12 protein-coding genes are annotated in these 14503 nt (G+C 72.1%); 7 read left to right on the top strand and 5 right to left on the bottom strand.

Features of this window, described 5'->3' with window-relative positions; genetic code table 11:
- Positions 1-264 precede the first annotated feature (264 nt).
- The gene (locus AC07F3_RS09340; RefSeq protein ID WP_479112075.1) at positions 265-1233 is read left to right on the top strand and encodes an alpha/beta hydrolase; all 969 of its coding nucleotides are present in this window, start codon (positions 265-267) and stop codon (positions 1231-1233) included.
- Between the two features lie 72 nt (positions 1234-1305).
- On the opposite strand, the gene AC07F3_RS09335 is transcribed toward AC07F3_RS09340, so the two are convergent.
- Together AC07F3_RS09335 and AC07F3_RS09330 are read right to left on the bottom strand one after the other, a co-directional pair.
- Positions 1306-2424 (bottom strand): glycoside hydrolase family 12 protein, encoded by a 1119-nt coding sequence (locus tag AC07F3_RS09335; protein ID WP_479112073.1) that lies wholly within the window; start codon positions 2422-2424, stop codon positions 1306-1308.
- A 145-nt stretch (positions 2425-2569) separates the two neighbouring features.
- Positions 2570-4264, bottom strand: coding sequence for a glycoside hydrolase family 6 protein (locus AC07F3_RS09330; RefSeq protein WP_479112071.1), 1695 nt, complete (start codon positions 4262-4264; stop codon positions 2570-2572).
- A gap of 887 nt (positions 4265-5151) precedes the next feature.
- On the opposite strand from AC07F3_RS09330, the gene AC07F3_RS09325 reads away from it, so the two are divergent.
- Positions 5152-5658 (top strand): hypothetical protein, encoded by a 507-nt coding sequence (locus AC07F3_RS09325; RefSeq protein ID WP_479112069.1) that lies wholly within the window; start codon positions 5152-5154, stop codon positions 5656-5658.
- A gap of 84 nt (positions 5659-5742) precedes the next feature.
- On the opposite strand, the gene xylA is transcribed toward AC07F3_RS09325, so the two are convergent.
- Entirely contained in the window at positions 5743-6915 is a 1173-nt protein-coding gene (xylA, locus tag AC07F3_RS09320) for a xylose isomerase (protein WP_479112067.1), read from the bottom strand.
- Positions 6916-7008: 93 nt separating this feature from the next.
- On the opposite strand from xylA, the gene xylB reads away from it, so the two are divergent.
- The 4 genes from xylB (at position 7009) to AC07F3_RS09300 (ending at position 10913) form a co-directional block, all read left to right on the top strand.
- On the top strand, positions 7009-8439 hold the full coding sequence (gene xylB, locus AC07F3_RS09315) for a xylulokinase (RefSeq protein ID WP_479112065.1): 1431 nt from the start codon (positions 7009-7011) through the stop codon (positions 8437-8439).
- A 72-nt stretch (positions 8440-8511) separates the two neighbouring features.
- Entirely contained in the window at positions 8512-9663 is a 1152-nt protein-coding gene (locus tag AC07F3_RS09310) for an ROK family transcriptional regulator (protein WP_479112063.1), read from the top strand.
- Between the two features lie 232 nt (positions 9664-9895).
- Positions 9896-10513 carry a class I SAM-dependent methyltransferase gene (locus tag AC07F3_RS09305; RefSeq protein ID WP_479112061.1) on the top strand — a complete coding sequence of 206 codons (618 nt, stop codon included), beginning with the start codon at positions 9896-9898 and terminating at the stop codon, positions 10511-10513.
- A gap of 190 nt (positions 10514-10703) precedes the next feature.
- Positions 10704-10913: a hypothetical protein gene (locus tag AC07F3_RS09300; protein WP_479112059.1), complete on the top strand. Its 210-nt coding sequence runs from the start codon at positions 10704-10706 to the stop codon at positions 10911-10913.
- Between the two features lie 127 nt (positions 10914-11040).
- On the opposite strand, the gene AC07F3_RS09295 is transcribed toward AC07F3_RS09300, so the two are convergent.
- Positions 11041-12480: a carboxylesterase/lipase family protein gene (locus AC07F3_RS09295; protein WP_479112057.1), complete on the bottom strand. Its 1440-nt coding sequence runs from the start codon at positions 12478-12480 to the stop codon at positions 11041-11043.
- 33 nt (positions 12481-12513) lie between these two features.
- Positions 12514-13431, bottom strand: coding sequence for an MBL fold metallo-hydrolase (locus AC07F3_RS09290; RefSeq protein ID WP_479112055.1), 918 nt, complete (start codon positions 13429-13431; stop codon positions 12514-12516).
- 138 nt (positions 13432-13569) lie between these two features.
- On the opposite strand from AC07F3_RS09290, the gene AC07F3_RS09285 reads away from it, so the two are divergent.
- Entirely contained in the window at positions 13570-14478 is a 909-nt protein-coding gene (locus AC07F3_RS09285; RefSeq protein ID WP_479112053.1) for a helix-turn-helix domain-containing protein, read from the top strand.
- The last annotated feature ends 25 nt before the right edge of the window (positions 14479-14503 follow it).

Genomic DNA, 14503 nt, shown 5'->3' with positions numbered 1-14503 from the left:
CGCCCCGTGGGGCCCGTCTCGGCGCATGCGGCCCAACCATGGATGTCATCCCCTCCGCCCCGTTCCAGGGGTACGACGGCGGACCGAGCCAGGGAAGGGGCAACCCCGGTGATCCTCAACCCGACGATCCGGTTCCCGGCCTGACCGGCTGACCGCCGACACCTCCGGGCCCTGGGCGGCCCCGTGCGAGGGACCCGCGGTGCGCACCGCGGCCCGCGCTCTTCACCCACCACGACATCGAAGCATCTACCCACGGAGGTCACCGTGCCTGTGCCCGCGTTCAAGCAACGGGAAAAAGTCCGCTTCACCAGCGGCGACACCACATGCGCCGCATGGCACTACCCGGGGTCCAACGGCGGCTGCGTCATCATGGCCGGCGGAACGGCGGTGACGAAGGAACCGGCCTCGGACCAGTTCGCCGCACGCTTCAACGAGGCCGGATTCGCCGTCCTCGCCTTCGACCACCGGCGGTTCGGCGAGAGCGGCGGCGCGCCGCGCCAGGTCGTCCGCTTCGACGAACAGGTCGCCGACTGGCGCGCGGCGATCGAGTACGCGGCCGGTCTGCCCGGAGTCGAGCCGGACGGGATCTTCGTCTGGGGTTTCTCACTGGCGGGAGGCCACGTCGTGCGTGTCGCGGCCGACCACCCGCGACTGGCCGGAGCGATCGCGCAGACCCCGGTCGTCGACGGCCTCGCGCTCGCTCCTCACGCGCTGCGTTCCATGACCCCCCTCGCGGTGCTGCGGCTCCTGGGCCGCGGTGTCGCGGACATGCTCGGCAGCCTGGTCGGGCGGCCTCCGCTGCTGGTAGCCGCCGCCGGACCGCGCGGCGCCGTCGCCTCGCTCACCACGCCCGACGCCATGGACGGTGACCGGGCCCTCGATCCCGAGCGCCGTCACACGAACTGGGAGCAGACCGTCGCCGCACGCATCGCCCTGCAGCTGGGCGGGTACCGGCCGGGCCGCCATGCCTCCCGGGTACGGTGCCCGCTCCTTGTGGTGGTCTGCGACCAGGACCAGAGCACACTTCCCGGACCCGCCCTCCGGGCGGCCCGGAACGCGCCGCGATCCGAAGTGGTCCACCTGCCGGGCAGCCACTACGCCCCCTTCCTGGACGCGCACGAACAAGCCGTCGAGGCGGAGACCGCGTTCCTGCACAAGCATCTGGCCGACCGCGGCCGGGGCCACCGTGCAGACCCCGTCGCCGCCAAAGCCCGCGTGGTCAAGGGAGGTTGAGGGCAACGGGCTGGACCGTTGCCCTGCGGCAACAGCCCAGCCCAGTGGCGTCCTTCAGGAGTGCCGGCACGGTCAGGTCAGAGTGCAGGGAGTGCCGTTGAGACTGAACGCGGCGGGCCGGGCGAAGGCGCCGCCGTAGGTGCCCTGGAAGCCGAAGCCGACATGGCCGCCGGGGGTGATCCGTGTGTTGTAGGGCGGGCCGCTCGCGGTGACCGCTCCCGCGGACGGGGCGAGGCTCGCGTTCCAGGCACTGGTGATCCGCTGTCCTGTCGGCAGGCTGAATCCGAGCTGCCAGGCGTCGACGGGGGAGGGGCCGCTGTTGGTGACGGTGACGTCGGCGGTGAAGCCGCCCTGCCAGGTGTTCGTCGCATAGGCCACCTCGCAGGCCCGGGGTCCGCCAGGGCTGCCGCCCGCGGTGGTGACCGTGGAGGTGAACGAGGTCACGGCGAGACCGGCGCCGTTCTGCCACGGCTCGAAGCCCGCCTGAACGCTGGTCAGGTACCAACTGTCCTGCGCCAGCCCGCGGGAGACGGCCTGCCGGGCGAAGTCCATGACGTCGAAGCTCCAGCCGGCGATCGCTGATGGCGCGACGAAGGTCAGTACGTCGTTGGTGCCGTTGTTGCCGGACCACACCTGCCACTGGCGTCCGGCCACGCTCGCGGTGCCGACCTGCGAGCCGACGGGCTGGACGGGGCCGACCCTGTTGAACCAGATCATGATCTCGGTCCGGTTGACGCCGTCGGTACGGGGTGTGGGGTCGAGCCAGATGTCGTACGCGGCGTCGTACACCGCGTCGCTCACATAGCTGTAGGAGACGCTGGTGGGCGAGCCGGTGATGGTGGCGAGGCGGGCCGGCAGGTTGGTCCCGGGTGAGCAGTTGGTGTAGTGGCAGCCGTTGTACACCGAGGGGTAGGACTTCGGGGCGCCGTTCGTGGGGACCGCCCCATCGGCCCGAGCGATCCTGAATCCCGAGTCGGTGGCGGTGACGCACTGGGTCTGGGTGGTGCCCCAGCGGTTGTTCTGGACGACATAGCGTCCCTGGATGGTTGTCGATGCGAACTGGTCGCACAACGTGGTGTCGGCCTGTGCCGCCGGGGCGGTGGTCACGAGCGCGGCGAGCGAGACCAGCGCGGTGAGCAGAGCGCCCAGCAGGCCGCGCGCGCCGCGGGCGGGGTGGGGTGAGCGTCGCATGAAGGTCCTCTCGGAGGTGGGGGAGCAGAGGAGCGGGGGGCGGGGGGGGGGGGGGGGGGGGGGGGGGGGGGGGGGGGGGGGGGAGGGGGGTGCTCTTCCCCCCCCCCCCCCCCCCCCCCCCCCCCCCCCGCGACCTGTGTTCCGGTTACGGCAGCGGCGGGTAGGCGTTCTGCATCAGCTGCTGGAACTGGGCGGAGAACCAGTGCCCGGCCAGCGGCGCGTTCGGCAGAGCGCCGGAGGGGTTGTCGTTGTTTCGGGCGTTGCCGCCGTAGGTGGGGTCGCACATCCGGTCGAAGCCCTTGCCCTCGTCGTTGGGCAGGTCCGAGCTCGCACCGTCCGACTCTCCCGGGGGCTTCACCCACACATAGGCGTCGATCCCGGCGGCCGGGGCGGCGGTGGGCCGTTCGCCGATTCCGGCGCCGCTCTGGTTGCACCAGTTGCCGACATGGATGCGCCGGTCGATCCGGCCGCCGTTGACGTAGGCGTCGACAGAGGTCTGCGGGCCCGGTCCGCCGGGCCGGGCCGAGCCGCCCCAGCCGTCGCGGGAGGTGTCGATCAGCATGCCGGTGCCGGAGTTGAAGCCGGCCGCGATCACCTTGTCGCGCAGCCCCTGGGCGTAGGTCTGCTCGTCCGCGTACTGGTTCCAGTCCAGCCACTTGGCCTGGCGCACCGTCTGGCCGTTCACACTGTCGGTGATCTTGAAGTAGGGCTCCCGGACGGGACCGTAGTTCGCGGTGTTGACGATGAACCCGGCCACGTCGTTCATGGTGGCGCCGTTGCTGGTGGCTACCTTGGCGAACTCCTCGGCGGCCGGCCCGAGGTTGCTGTCCCAGCCGAGCCAGCCATGGTGACCGGCGTCGATGTAGTTGTAGACGTTCGCGATGGCGCCGAGCTTGGCCAGGGCGTAGCTGACGCCCTTCTCGTAGTTGCCGTTGCTCTTCATGGTCACGCAGGCGTCGGTGGTGGTGTTGGTGCCGCCGGCGTTGGTCACCAGGTTGGGCAGCGAGTCGGGTTCGATCACGGTGGCGATCCTGAGGCCCGCGTAGGCCGGGTCGGCGAGGATCGCGGCGATCGGGTCGATGTACTGGGTCTTGTACTTGTCGATGTCGTTCGGGCCGAGTTCGCCGTTGGAGGCGAGGGCGGCGCAGTCGCGTCCGGGCAGGTCGTAGATGACCAGCTGGACGACCAGGTCTCCGGATCCCTTCTGCTTCAGGGCCGCGTCGAGGTGGGCGCGCAGCCCCATGCCGCCGCTCACCCCGTTGATGGTGGCGATGCGGTCCAGCCAGACGGCGGTGGGCTGGTCGGCGATGCGGCTGCCGCCTGGTTCTGCGGCGGCCTTCGCCGACCACTGCGGGTTCACGTACATCTTGGCGCCGGCGTACGGGTTGTCGACCCGGCCGCCGCCGTTGTCGCCGCCTCCCGCGTCCACGTTGCAGGTGACGCCGTCGAGCGTGAACGTGCTGGGGATGGCGTTGGTGCCGCTGTAGGAGGCGTTGAAGCCGAAGCTCACCGATCCGCCGGTCGCCAGCCCTCCGTTGTAGCTCTCGTTGGCCGCGGTGACGGCGGCGCCGCTCTGGCTGACCTTCGCACTCCAGCCGCTGGTGACCTGCTGATCACCGGCGAAGGACCATTTCACCGACCAACTCGACTTGGCCGCCGCGTTGTTGGTAAGGGTCACGGCGGCGGTGAAACCGGTGTCCCACTGGTTCTGCACCTTGTAGTCGACGGTGCAGGGGGTGGCCGTGGCCGCGGCGCCGGCCGCGGTGGTGGAGAGCACCGTTCCGGAGGCTCCGGCAACCAGGGTCAGGGCGGCGAGCAGGGACGTTCGGGTGCGTTTCATGCGGGTGGGTCCCTTCTGTTGGCATCGGATCTGCGACTACGGGTGGGATGCGCCCCGGCGGCGGGCAGGGCCGCCCTACGTGGTGAGCGGGCGGCAATCAGGGATGCCTGTCAGGCCGGCGGACGGGAGCCGGTCGGCGACGGTCGTAGTGGGGCCGCGCCGGCGCCACTGGGCGCTCCGGCCGTGGCTGCCCCGGTCCGAGAGGGAGGGGCGAGCATCCAACTGGCCGTCTGCGTCAGCCGGTTGGTGCCTCTGGCAGGGCCCGGGGAGCCGGTGTCCCAGCGGCCGGTGGCCGTGCACCTCGCCAGGCGGGGCGAGGTGACGTACTCGGCGTCGCCGAGGGCAGGGCGGGCCGCTGACGCGTCCTCGCGTACCGGGCGGCTATGAGGAGTGAAGGCGGGGGGTGTCGCATGAGCGACTCCTTGCAGCTGGGCGCGCCGTGACCGGCGCGCCGACTGAATGGAACCGCTCCCACTGGTGCGAAGGAAAGTAGCGCCCGGGGACGCCATTGCCCAGAGGCGCGTCCTGACTTTGTCTGAATTGAACGCGGGAAGTCTTTCGACTCTTCAAACACCTTGACCGCAAGCGGGTCCGTCTCCACTATGGGAGCGCTCCCACTGGGTTCAAGACCTGAATTCTCCCGAGCCGTAAGCCTCAAGGAGGAACCAGCACTGGGATCCCCGACGGACACCGAGCCGCGCGGCGCTGGTGGACCGCCGTACCCTCGCCGCGCCGTGCCCCTGGCGATGTGCCCTCGGGCCCCGTCCGCGGTGAGACACGGTCCGCCCGGGCCGATCGGGGGAACCCCGGCGAGGTGGCACTCCGCGGGTCGGCGCAAGCGGTGTCATGGGTGACGACGCCGCTTCTCCCTGCCAGGAAGACCACCCATGCACACCCGCGCTCTCCGCCGTTTCGCCGCCCAACCCAACGTGCTGTTCGGGGGTGTCTACGGTGCGGTCCTCGCCAGCTCCATGGTGGCCGCGCTCACCCAGTACGGCGCGCGGGCCCGCGCCGACCGGCTGTACGACGCCAAGTGGCTGCTGATCACGGCGGTCGCCTCTGCCCTGGCACACGGGTACGCGCACATCATCGCCCGGCGCGGGGACGAGACCCATCACGGTGGCGGGCAGGCCCTGGGGATCCTGCTCGACGAGTGGCCGCTGGTGGCCGCCACGCTGCCCACGGCGGTCGTGCTGTTCGGAGCGGGGCTCGGTTGGTGGGGTCCGCGGAACATCGAGTACGTCGTCTTCGCCCTGAACATCGCGCTGCTCTTCGGCTGGGGTCTGCTGGCCGCGCGTGCGGCCGGCCGCACCTGGCGCTCCGGTGTGAAGCTGGGCGTGGTCGACGGGCTGCTCGGAGTCATCGTGGTCGTCGCCAACGCGATCATCAAGTAGCGGCCCGGCCCCGGCAGAGCTGGATCCCGCCGGGGATCAGGATGCTGCACCGGCAAGGGGCGCGCCCCCGGCTGGTGGACGTGATCAGCGGGCGCCGAGGAGGTGTTCCAGGGCCAGTTGGTCCAGCTGCTCGAAGGCCATGCCGCGGCGGGCGGCGGCGTCGATGTCGAACTCCTCGAAGGCGGACCGGTCCGTGAGCAGCCCGGCGAGTCCGTCCTGGGCCGTGGGGAGGGCGAGCTCGGGCAGGCGGGAGGCGTCGAGTGCCGCACGGACCTCGGGGTCGCCCCGGAAGGCGCGTGAACGCTGCGCCAGCAGCAGGTAGTTGCGCATGCACGCGGCCGCGGAGGCCCACACCCCGTCGAAGTCCTCGGTGCGCGGCGGCTTGAAGTCGAAGTGCCGGGGGCCTTCGTATCCGGCCGACTCCAGCAGGTCGACCAGCCAGAAGGCCTGCCGCAGGTCTCCCGCGCCGAACCGCAGGTCCTGGTCGTACTTGATGCCGGACTGACCGTTGAGGTCGATGTGGAAGAGCTTGCCGTGCCACAGGGCCTGGGCGATGCCGTGGGGGAAGTTGAGGCCGGCCATCTGCTCGTGGCCGACCTCCGGGTTGACGCCGACCCGGTCGGGCCGCTCCAGTCGGTCGATGAACGCCAGGGCGTGGCCGAGCGTGGGCAGCAGGATGTCGCCGCGCGGCTCGTTGGGCTTGGGCTCGATCGCGAAGCGCAGGTCGTAGCCCTGTTGCTCGACGTACTCGCCGAGCAGGTCGAACGCTTCCTTCAGCCGGTCGAGCGCGGTGCGCACGTCCTTGGCCGCGCCGGACTCGGAGCCTTCGCGACCGCCCCAGGCGACGTAGACCGAGGCGCCGAGCTCCACGGCCAGGTCGATGTTGCGGATCGTCTTGCGCAGCGCGTAGCGGCGCACGCCGCGGTCGTTGGCGGTGAAGGCGCCGTCCTTGAAGACCGGGTGGGTGAACAGGTTGGTCGTCGCCATCGGGACCTTGAGTCCGGCGGCGTCGAGCGCGCCGCGGAAGCGTTTGACGGCCTGCTCGCGCCCGGCCTCGTTCGCGCCGAACGGGATCAGGTCGTCGTCGTGGAAGGTGACGCCGTAGGCGCCGAGTTCGGCCAGCCGCTGCACCGTCTCGACCGGGTCGAGAGCGGGCCGGGTGGCGTCCCCGAACGGGTCGCGCCCCTGCCAGCCGACGGTCCACAGGCCGAAGGTGAACCGGTGCGCGGGGGTGGGGGAGAGTGGATCACTGGGCATGGCGCGGCTCCGTTTCAGTGCCGAGATCTATTTGTCATGGCGAAAAACAAATTAGTATGCCCAGACGCCGGAAGGAACCCCGCGGAGGAACGCATGGCTCAGCAGCGCGTCGTGATCGGCCTCGACAGCTCGACCCAGTCCACGAAGGCCCTGGCCGTCGACCTCGACACGGGCGCCGTGCTGGGCCAGGGCCGCGCGGCGCACACCGTCACCGAGGGCACCGGACGCGAGAGCGACCCGGAACGGTGGTGGGAGGCGCTCGGCGAGGCCGCGGCGCGCACGGGCTGGGCGGACCGGGCGGCCGCCGTGTCGATCGCCGGCCAACAGCACGGCCTGGTCACCCTCGACGCGGGCGGACATCCGGTGCGCCCGGCGCTGCTGTGGAACGACGTCCGATCCGCGCCCCAGGCCGCCGAGTTGCGGACCGCGATCGGCGCCGCGGAGATCGCCCGCCGCACCGGCAGCGTTCCGACCGCCGCCTTCACCGCTGCCAAGTGGGCCTGGCTGCGCGCCCACGAGCCCGCCGCCGCGGACCGGGTCGCGGCGGTCCGCCTTCCTCACGACTTCCTGACCGAGAGGCTCACCGGCGAGGCCGTCACCGACCGGGGGGACGCCTCGGGAACCGGATGGTGGGGCCCGGACGGCTACGACGGGGGCATCCTCGCCCGCATCGGCCTCGACCCGGCGCTCCTGCCGCGCGTCCTTGCGCCGGGCGCGCGGGCCGGCCTCGTCCGCGCCGGAACGCCGCTGCGCCGGGGCGCGTTGGTGGCCATCGGCACCGGCGACAACATGGCCGCCGCGCTCGGCCTCGGTCTCCTTCCCGGGCAACCAGTGCTCAGCCTCGGCACCTCCGGAACCGTCTACGCCGTGGGCCGGACCAGGCCGACCGACCCGGGCGGCACCGTCGCCGGCTTCGCCGACGCGCTCGGCGGCTGGCTGCCACTGGCCTGCACACTCAACTGCACCCTCGCCGTCGACCGCTTCGCCGCCCTCCTCGGCCGAGACCGCGAGCACGTCGAGGACGGCGGCACCGCCGTGGTCCTGCCCTACCTCGACGGCGAGCGCACCCCGGATCTGCCGACCGCCTCCGGACTGGTCCACGGACTGCGCCACGACACCACCCCGGGACAACTGCTCCAGGCCGCGTACGACGGCGCCGCCCATGCCCTGCTCGCGGCACTGGACGGCGTGCTGCGCGCGGGAGGCACGGACCCGGAGCGCGACGAGCCGCTGCTGCTGATCGGCGGCGGGGCCCGCGGACGGGCCTGGCAGCGCACCGTCCTGCGGCTCTCAGGACGGACGGTCCAGGTGCCCGACGCGCAGGAACTCGTCGCGCTCGGCGCGGCCGCCCAGGCCGCCGCCCTGCTCACCGGCGAACCCGCCGACGCCGTGGCGCGCCGCTGGCGCACGGCCGACGGCCAGGTCCTTGCGGCGGTGCGAAGGGACGACGAGGCGCTCGAAAGGATCGGCGATACCCTGCGTCGGGCCGGGGCCCTGCAGGGCGTCGCGACCGGGGACCGGTAGAAGGGGCGGCACGTGGCGGGCAGCGGCAGGACGGACAGAGCCACAGAGCACGGGCCTGCATCGCAACAGGACATGCGCCGGCGGAACCTCGCGGTCGTCCTCCAAGCGGTCCGCGCGCACAGTCCGCTCTCGCGCGCGGCCGTCGCCGGACGCGTCGGGCTCACCAGGGCGGCCGTCTCCTCCCTGGTCGACGAGCTGATCGCCCGTGGCGCCCTGACCGAGGAGGCTGCCACGGCCAGCGGCCGCGTCGGCCGCCCAGGACGGGCGCTGGCCGTCAGCCCATGCGGCCCCGCGGGCCTCGGCCTGGAGGTCGGCGCCACCCACCTCGGCGCGTGCGTGGTGGACCTGCGCGGAGAGCCGCGGCTGTGGCGCAGGGTGGAACAGGACAACACGGGACGGCCCGCCGGGCACGTACTGGCCGAAGCCGCCGCCCTGGCCGGCGAGGCGGAGGCGGAGGCCAACGCCCTCGGGCTGCGCGTCGAAGGGCGCGTCCTCGCCGTGCCCGGGGTGGTGCCGAACGAGCCCGGCGGACTAATCGAGCGGGCGCCCAACCTCGGCTGGCGCGCCGTCCGCCTCGCCGACCACTGGCCCGACCCGGCCACTCTGCCCGAGCCGGAGAACGAGGCCAACCTCGGGGCACTGGCCGAGTACTGGAGCGCCGAGCAGACCGCGGAGACCTTCGTGCACGTCTCGGCCGAGGCGGGTATCGGGGCCGCCCTGATCATCGACGGCCGGCTGTTCCGGGGAGCCCGCGGCTTCGCCGGCGAACTCGGCCACATCCCCGTCCAACCCGACGGCCCCGACTGCGCCTGTGGCGCGCGCGGCTGTCTGGAGCAGTACGCGGGTGAGGCGGCCGTACTGCGCGAGGCCGGACTTTCCCCATGCGGCGACCCGGTCGCCCTGCTGGCCGAGCGGGCGGTCGCCGGGCACGCGCCAACCCTACGCGCCCTGGACCGCGCGGGGCGCTCCCTCGGCCTCGCGCTCGCGTCCGCCGTCGAACTCATCGACCCGGACGCCCTCGTCCTCGGCGGCGCCTACACCGAACTCGCCGACTGGCTACTGCCGTCCGTCCGCGCCGAACTGGCCGACCGGGTCACCGTGCGCCCCTGGGCCCCCGAGGCTCTGCGCCCGTCGGCCCTGGGACGGCGCGGACCCGTGCTGGGCGCGGCACTGACCACGGTCCGCCGGATCATGACGGATCCCACCCTGCTGCCCACCGGATGAACCGGCCTTCAACTCCTGCTCCACGGAAGCCGGTTGAGATCGGATCGCCTGGGACGGTGAAGAGCAGTTTGGCGCCGATGAGCATACGGACGACCGTGGCCAAGCGCCTGCCGTACGCCCCCTCGCGGCGGCCCGGGGCAGAGCTGCGGAAGGAGGGTGAAAGACTGGCGGGCTGCACGATGCGGCCCGGCAAGGGTGGGAGAACGGGTCGCGGTTGGAGAGATGGGGCGAGATGGACAGTCACAACCTGGCGATCGATACGGATGCGGACCCCGTCGAAGCGTCCGTCGCGGCCTACAGCGACAGGGCGGGCGACTACGCGGCCGAGCACGCTCCGAAGATGGGGGACCGGGTGGAGCGGTTCGCGGCTTCGTTGCCGCGGCCCTCGCTGATTCTCGACGCGGGCTGCGGGCCCGGCAGGGACCTCGCCCGTTTCCGTGCGGCCGGCCACGTGGCGCGCGGTGTCGACCTCAACCCCGCGTTCGTGGCCATGGCGCGCGCCCACGCGCCTACCTCGCGGTGCGACCTGCGCGAGGTGGGATCGCTTTTCCCGGCCGGAACGTTCGACGGCATCTGGTCGTGTGCCTCGCTCGTCCATCTCGCGAAGGCCGAGACGGTGGACGTGCTGGGCCAGTTCGGCCGGTTGTTGAGGCCTGGTGGCAAGCTGTACGCGTGCCTCAAGGCTTCTGGCCGTACGGGTTGGCTCGTCGAGTCCGATGGGCGCCGCTGGTACACGGTCTGGGGCCAGGACGAGTTCGCCGCCGCCGTGACCGCGGCGGGTTTCGAGGTCGACCGCGTGGATCCGGGCCCCTACGTCGAGGTGTGGGCGACCCGGGTCGACCGAGCTTGAGTCTGGTCAACCCGTCGTGGTTCCAAGGTGGTTGCGCGGGCCGGCCCGCGGTGCCGGGTTGCCTGAGGTGCTGTGGTCACGGAGCTCTTGCGTTCTGGCGCAAAAGCTTGCCGCCGGGCCGTGGAGAGTCGACCGTGTAGGTACTGCCTCCTCGGTGGGGGCTTGGCAACCACTACGGGAGGGGAACACCATGCCCGACATGACCGGCGGTGCGATCAAGGTCATCGCCACCACGGTTCTGCTGGGAGCCACGCTCGTCGTACCCGCTGCCCCTGCGCACGCGCAGGCGGCCCGGCCGCCCGCGGTCAGTGCCGGAGCCGGCGTTCTGACGCCGGACGCGACGGCCATCGAGTACGGGCTCCTCGGCGTTCAGCCGCACTCGGCCGCGGCTCTCCCGTAGGACGACCTGCCCGCCCCGCCCCTTTCGGTCTTCGACGTCACCTTGGGGGCAGGGGCGGGCCATCGCAGACACCTCCGGACACTGCTGACCCGGCCCCATCTCGGACAGTGCCCGGCTGAGGCGGCGCTCAGCCGCGGAGCGGCTCGGCCTCGGGGTGCTGGGGGTCGCATGGAGGCCAGCCCGGGCTCCCGGTGCGGGCGAACTCGACCCACGCGCCGTGTACTTGTGATGCGAGTCCTGCCGGGGCCGGGGCAGGGCCGAGCAGGCCGGTGTCTCCGTGCAGCCAGGGCTGGTCGGCGACGTCGAACACGAAGGGCAGTTCGACGGTGTGGGCAGCGCCGAGTCGGCCGCCCAGGGCCGTCGAGCGCTGTCCGAACGAGTAGAGGTGGGTTCGGCCGCCCGAGATCCGCGCGTGGGCCTGAGCCATGCGCGCCGTACCGGCCGTGAACAGGGCCTGCCGGAGCACGGCGGAGCGCAGCTCGCCCGGTGTCGCTTCCGGCCGTGTCGTACGCAGTGCGGCGAGAGCGACCTCCGGGTCCGGATGTATCCGGGAGGTGAGGGCCAGCAGGTCGGCCGACGTGGTGGACTCCAGGTCGCCGTGCGGTACGAGGTACAGATGCCCCTCTTCGGTGTTGGTGCCGATGAGCAGGTCGACATCGGCGGCCGGGCCGTTGGCGAGGGCGTCGGCGGGCTGGACCGGCAGGACCACGCTGAAGGGGCTGAGCCCGGCGAGGGGGTCCAGGGCCGTGCTGGTGCGCAGGTCCAGCCCGGCCAGTGCGGGCAGGATGGCCAGGAAGCGCTCGTCCGGGATCAGGGCGAACGAATCGGCGCTCGGTTCGACGCCCAGCGCGGCCGCAGCCGCGGCGGTGACCCGCCGAGCCTGCTCCGGGGTGAACGCGCCGGTCCCGTTGCCGCTTTGGATGATCGCCCGCCGGAACAGGCCCTTGGCCTCAGGCGTCGCGAGCAGCGCGGCGATCAGCGTGGCGCCCGCGGACTGGCCGAAGAGCGTGACGTTGTCGGGATCACCGCCGAATACCGCGACCGTGTCCCGTACCCAGGCGAGAGCGGCGAGCACATCGAGCAGTCCCCGGTTGGGCGGTGCGCCGGGCAGATCGAGGAAGCCGGGGATGCCGAGACGGTAGTTCACGGTCACGAGCACGACTCCGTGGCGTGCGAACGCACTGCCGTCGTAGAGCGCCGCGCGATTGGAACCGGTGACGAAGCCGCCGCCGTGCACGAAGACCATGACGGGGCGCCTGCCGTCGTCGGCGGCAGGGGTGTGGACATCGACGCTCAGGTACTCGTCGCCGGGTACCCAGCCCGGCCCGAAGTACGGGGTCATGTCGAGGCGGCCGAAGTCGCGGTCGGGCTGGGGAGCGGTGGGCGACGGCTGCGTGCCGTCGCGGACACCGGACCAGCCCGGGTGTTGCGCGGGCGGGGCGAAGCGGCCGGCGCCGGCCGGTGCCGCCGCGTAGGGGAGGGAGCGGTAGCGCTCGCCGGATCCGCCGCGGAGGCCGCGCACGGCGCCCGCGGGGGTTTCGACCACCGGATCTGTCTGTCGGGTCACGGAAGGCTCTTCCTGTGTGGAGGTGGAGGGGGGTCAGGCGATGCGGGAGAAGGGCGCCCACTGCTTGATCGCGAACTTCGATCCCGCGCGGGTGACTTCGGCCGCGCCCTGGCCCCCGAAGTGCGCGGGGAAGACGAGCATGGTGTCCTCGGCGGCGCGGCCGAGCAGCTTGCGCCGGGTGGCGCGGGATTTTGCCGGGTCCTCGCAGAAGCAGGAGTTGGTCCCGGGCTCCGCGATCTGCAGCGCGGTGTGCATCAGGTCCCCGACGAACAAGGCCTGATCACCGCCGGATTCCAGGGTGAGCACGGAGGAGCCGGGGGTGTGCCCGGGGGCGAGGTCGAGACGCAGGTTCTTGTCGATCCGGTAGGTCTCCTCCCACAAGTGGGTGAGCCCCGCCTGGTGGACGGGGATGACGCTGTCCTCGAAGACGTTCTGGTTCCCTCGGCCGAGCACGGTCTTGTTCTCGTTCGCCGGGTTCCAGAAGTCGAAGTCCCGCCGGTTCATCAGATAGGTGGCATTCGGGAAGGTCGGCACCCAACTCCGGCCCTCGAGGCGGGTGTTCCAGCCGACGTGATCGATGTGCAGATGGGTGTTGACCACGACGTCGACATCCTCGGGCCGGACCCCGGCGGCGGCCAGGTGTGCCAGGTAGTCGGTCTCCAGACGGTTCCAGACCGGGGCGTAGGGGCGGTCCTTGTGGTTGCCCACGCCGGTGTCGATGAGAATGGTGCGCCCCTCGCTGCGCAGCAGCCAGGACTGGATCGCCGTACGGCACTCGTCGGTCTCCGGGTCCCAGAAGTCGGGTGCCAGCCATGCGCGGTGCTCGTCCCACGAGCCGTCCGGGCTGTCCGGGAAGAACTGGCCCGGCGACAGCTCGGCCGAGCCGTAGAACTCCTTGACGCGAGTGACGGTGACATCGCCGAGGACGAGGTGCTCCGGGGTCTGATCCATGTGTTGCGTCCGCGGGTTCGGGAGAGATGGCTGCATGGGGTCGATCCTGGGCACGGGGACGGGCAGGGACCACTCCCCGGTTGTCGTACCCCTCGCAGGGTGTGGCAGGGAGCGGTCGGCGCGCCGGATACTGGCGCCATGAACGGACCCGGCCCCCTGGGCACCTTCCTCCAAGCCCGCCGGGCGCGGCTGCGGCCCGAGGACGTCGGCCTGCGCGATCTGGGCCCGCGCAGGCGGGTGGCCGGGCTGCGGCGCGAAGAACTGGCTCAGCTGGCGGGCGTCAGCGTCTCTTACTACACGCGCCTGGAACAGGGGTTGTCGCGCGGAGCCTCATCCGAGGTACTCGACGCGATCGCCCGCGCGCTGCTGCTCGACGACCACGAGCGAGAGCACCTCGACCGGCTCGCCGATTCCGCCCGCCACGCGCCACGGCCACGCCGCCCGCGCCCCGAGAAGCTGTCCGACGAAACACGCGACCTCCTGCGTGCCGTCGACGGCGTCCCGGCGATCGTGCTCGGCCGTCGTACGGACGTGCTGGCCTGGAACGCCCTCGGCCACTCCCTGCTCGCCGGCCACCTGGACTTACTTGGCCCGGACCACCCGGCGCGACGCCCGAACATGAGCCGGATGGTGTTCCTGGATCCGCACTGTCGGGAGCTGTACGCCGACTGGAAGGGCAAGGCGCGCGCGGTGGTCGGCAATCTGCGCATCGCCGTCGGCAGGCACCCGGAGGACGCACTGCTCGCGGAGCTGATCGGCGAACTGACCATGAAGAGCCCGGAGTTCGTCGCCCTGTGGCGGGACCACGGCGTGACGCCGTGCGATGCCGCGTCGTACGCGCTGCGCCACCCGGTCGTGGGCACGGTCACGGTGACCCAGCAGACGCTGTCGATCGCTCGCTCACCGGAGCAGGCGCTCATCGTGTGCACGACCCCCGCCGGTTCCTCCTCCGAGGCGGCCCTCGCGCTCCTTCGCCAGGCGGGCGGCGGCCGGGCGCCCCGAGCGGACGACATCCGCGTGGCCGAGCAGCCGTCCCAACAGGTGTAGGCAGGCGTCTCAGGGACGCGTAGGT

This window comes from Streptomyces sp. NPDC045846, from assembly GCF_056431605.1.
The sequence above is the reverse complement of the archived record's forward strand: the minus strand, read 5'-3'. Positions and strand labels throughout refer to the sequence as shown.

Bases quoted from the DNA above. Each gene is read 5' to 3' on its own strand.
- AC07F3_RS09330 (WP_479112071.1), bottom strand. From the start codon at position 4,264: ATGAAACGCACCCGAACGTCCCTGCTCGCCGCCCTGACCCTGGTTGCC.
- xylA (WP_479112067.1), bottom strand. From the start codon at position 6,915: ATGCCCAGTGATCCACTCTCCCCCACCCCCGCGCACCGGTTCACCTTC.
- xylB (WP_479112065.1), top strand. From the start codon at position 7,009: ATGGCTCAGCAGCGCGTCGTGATCGGCCTCGACAGCTCGACCCAGTCC.
- AC07F3_RS09285 (WP_479112053.1), top strand. From the start codon at position 13,570: ATGAACGGACCCGGCCCCCTGGGCACCTTCCTCCAAGCCCGCCGGGCG.
- AC07F3_RS09305 (WP_479112061.1), top strand. From the start codon at position 9,896: ATGGACAGTCACAACCTGGCGATCGATACGGATGCGGACCCCGTCGAA.
- AC07F3_RS09310 (WP_479112063.1), top strand. From the start codon at position 8,512: ATGCGCCGGCGGAACCTCGCGGTCGTCCTCCAAGCGGTCCGCGCGCAC.
- AC07F3_RS09335 (WP_479112073.1), bottom strand. From the start codon at position 2,424: ATGCGACGCTCACCCCACCCCGCCCGCGGCGCGCGCGGCCTGCTGGGC.
- AC07F3_RS09325 (WP_479112069.1), top strand. From the start codon at position 5,152: ATGCACACCCGCGCTCTCCGCCGTTTCGCCGCCCAACCCAACGTGCTG.
- AC07F3_RS09290 (WP_479112055.1), bottom strand. From the start codon at position 13,431: ATGGATCAGACCCCGGAGCACCTCGTCCTCGGCGATGTCACCGTCACT.
- AC07F3_RS09300 (WP_479112059.1), top strand. From the start codon at position 10,704: ATGCCCGACATGACCGGCGGTGCGATCAAGGTCATCGCCACCACGGTT.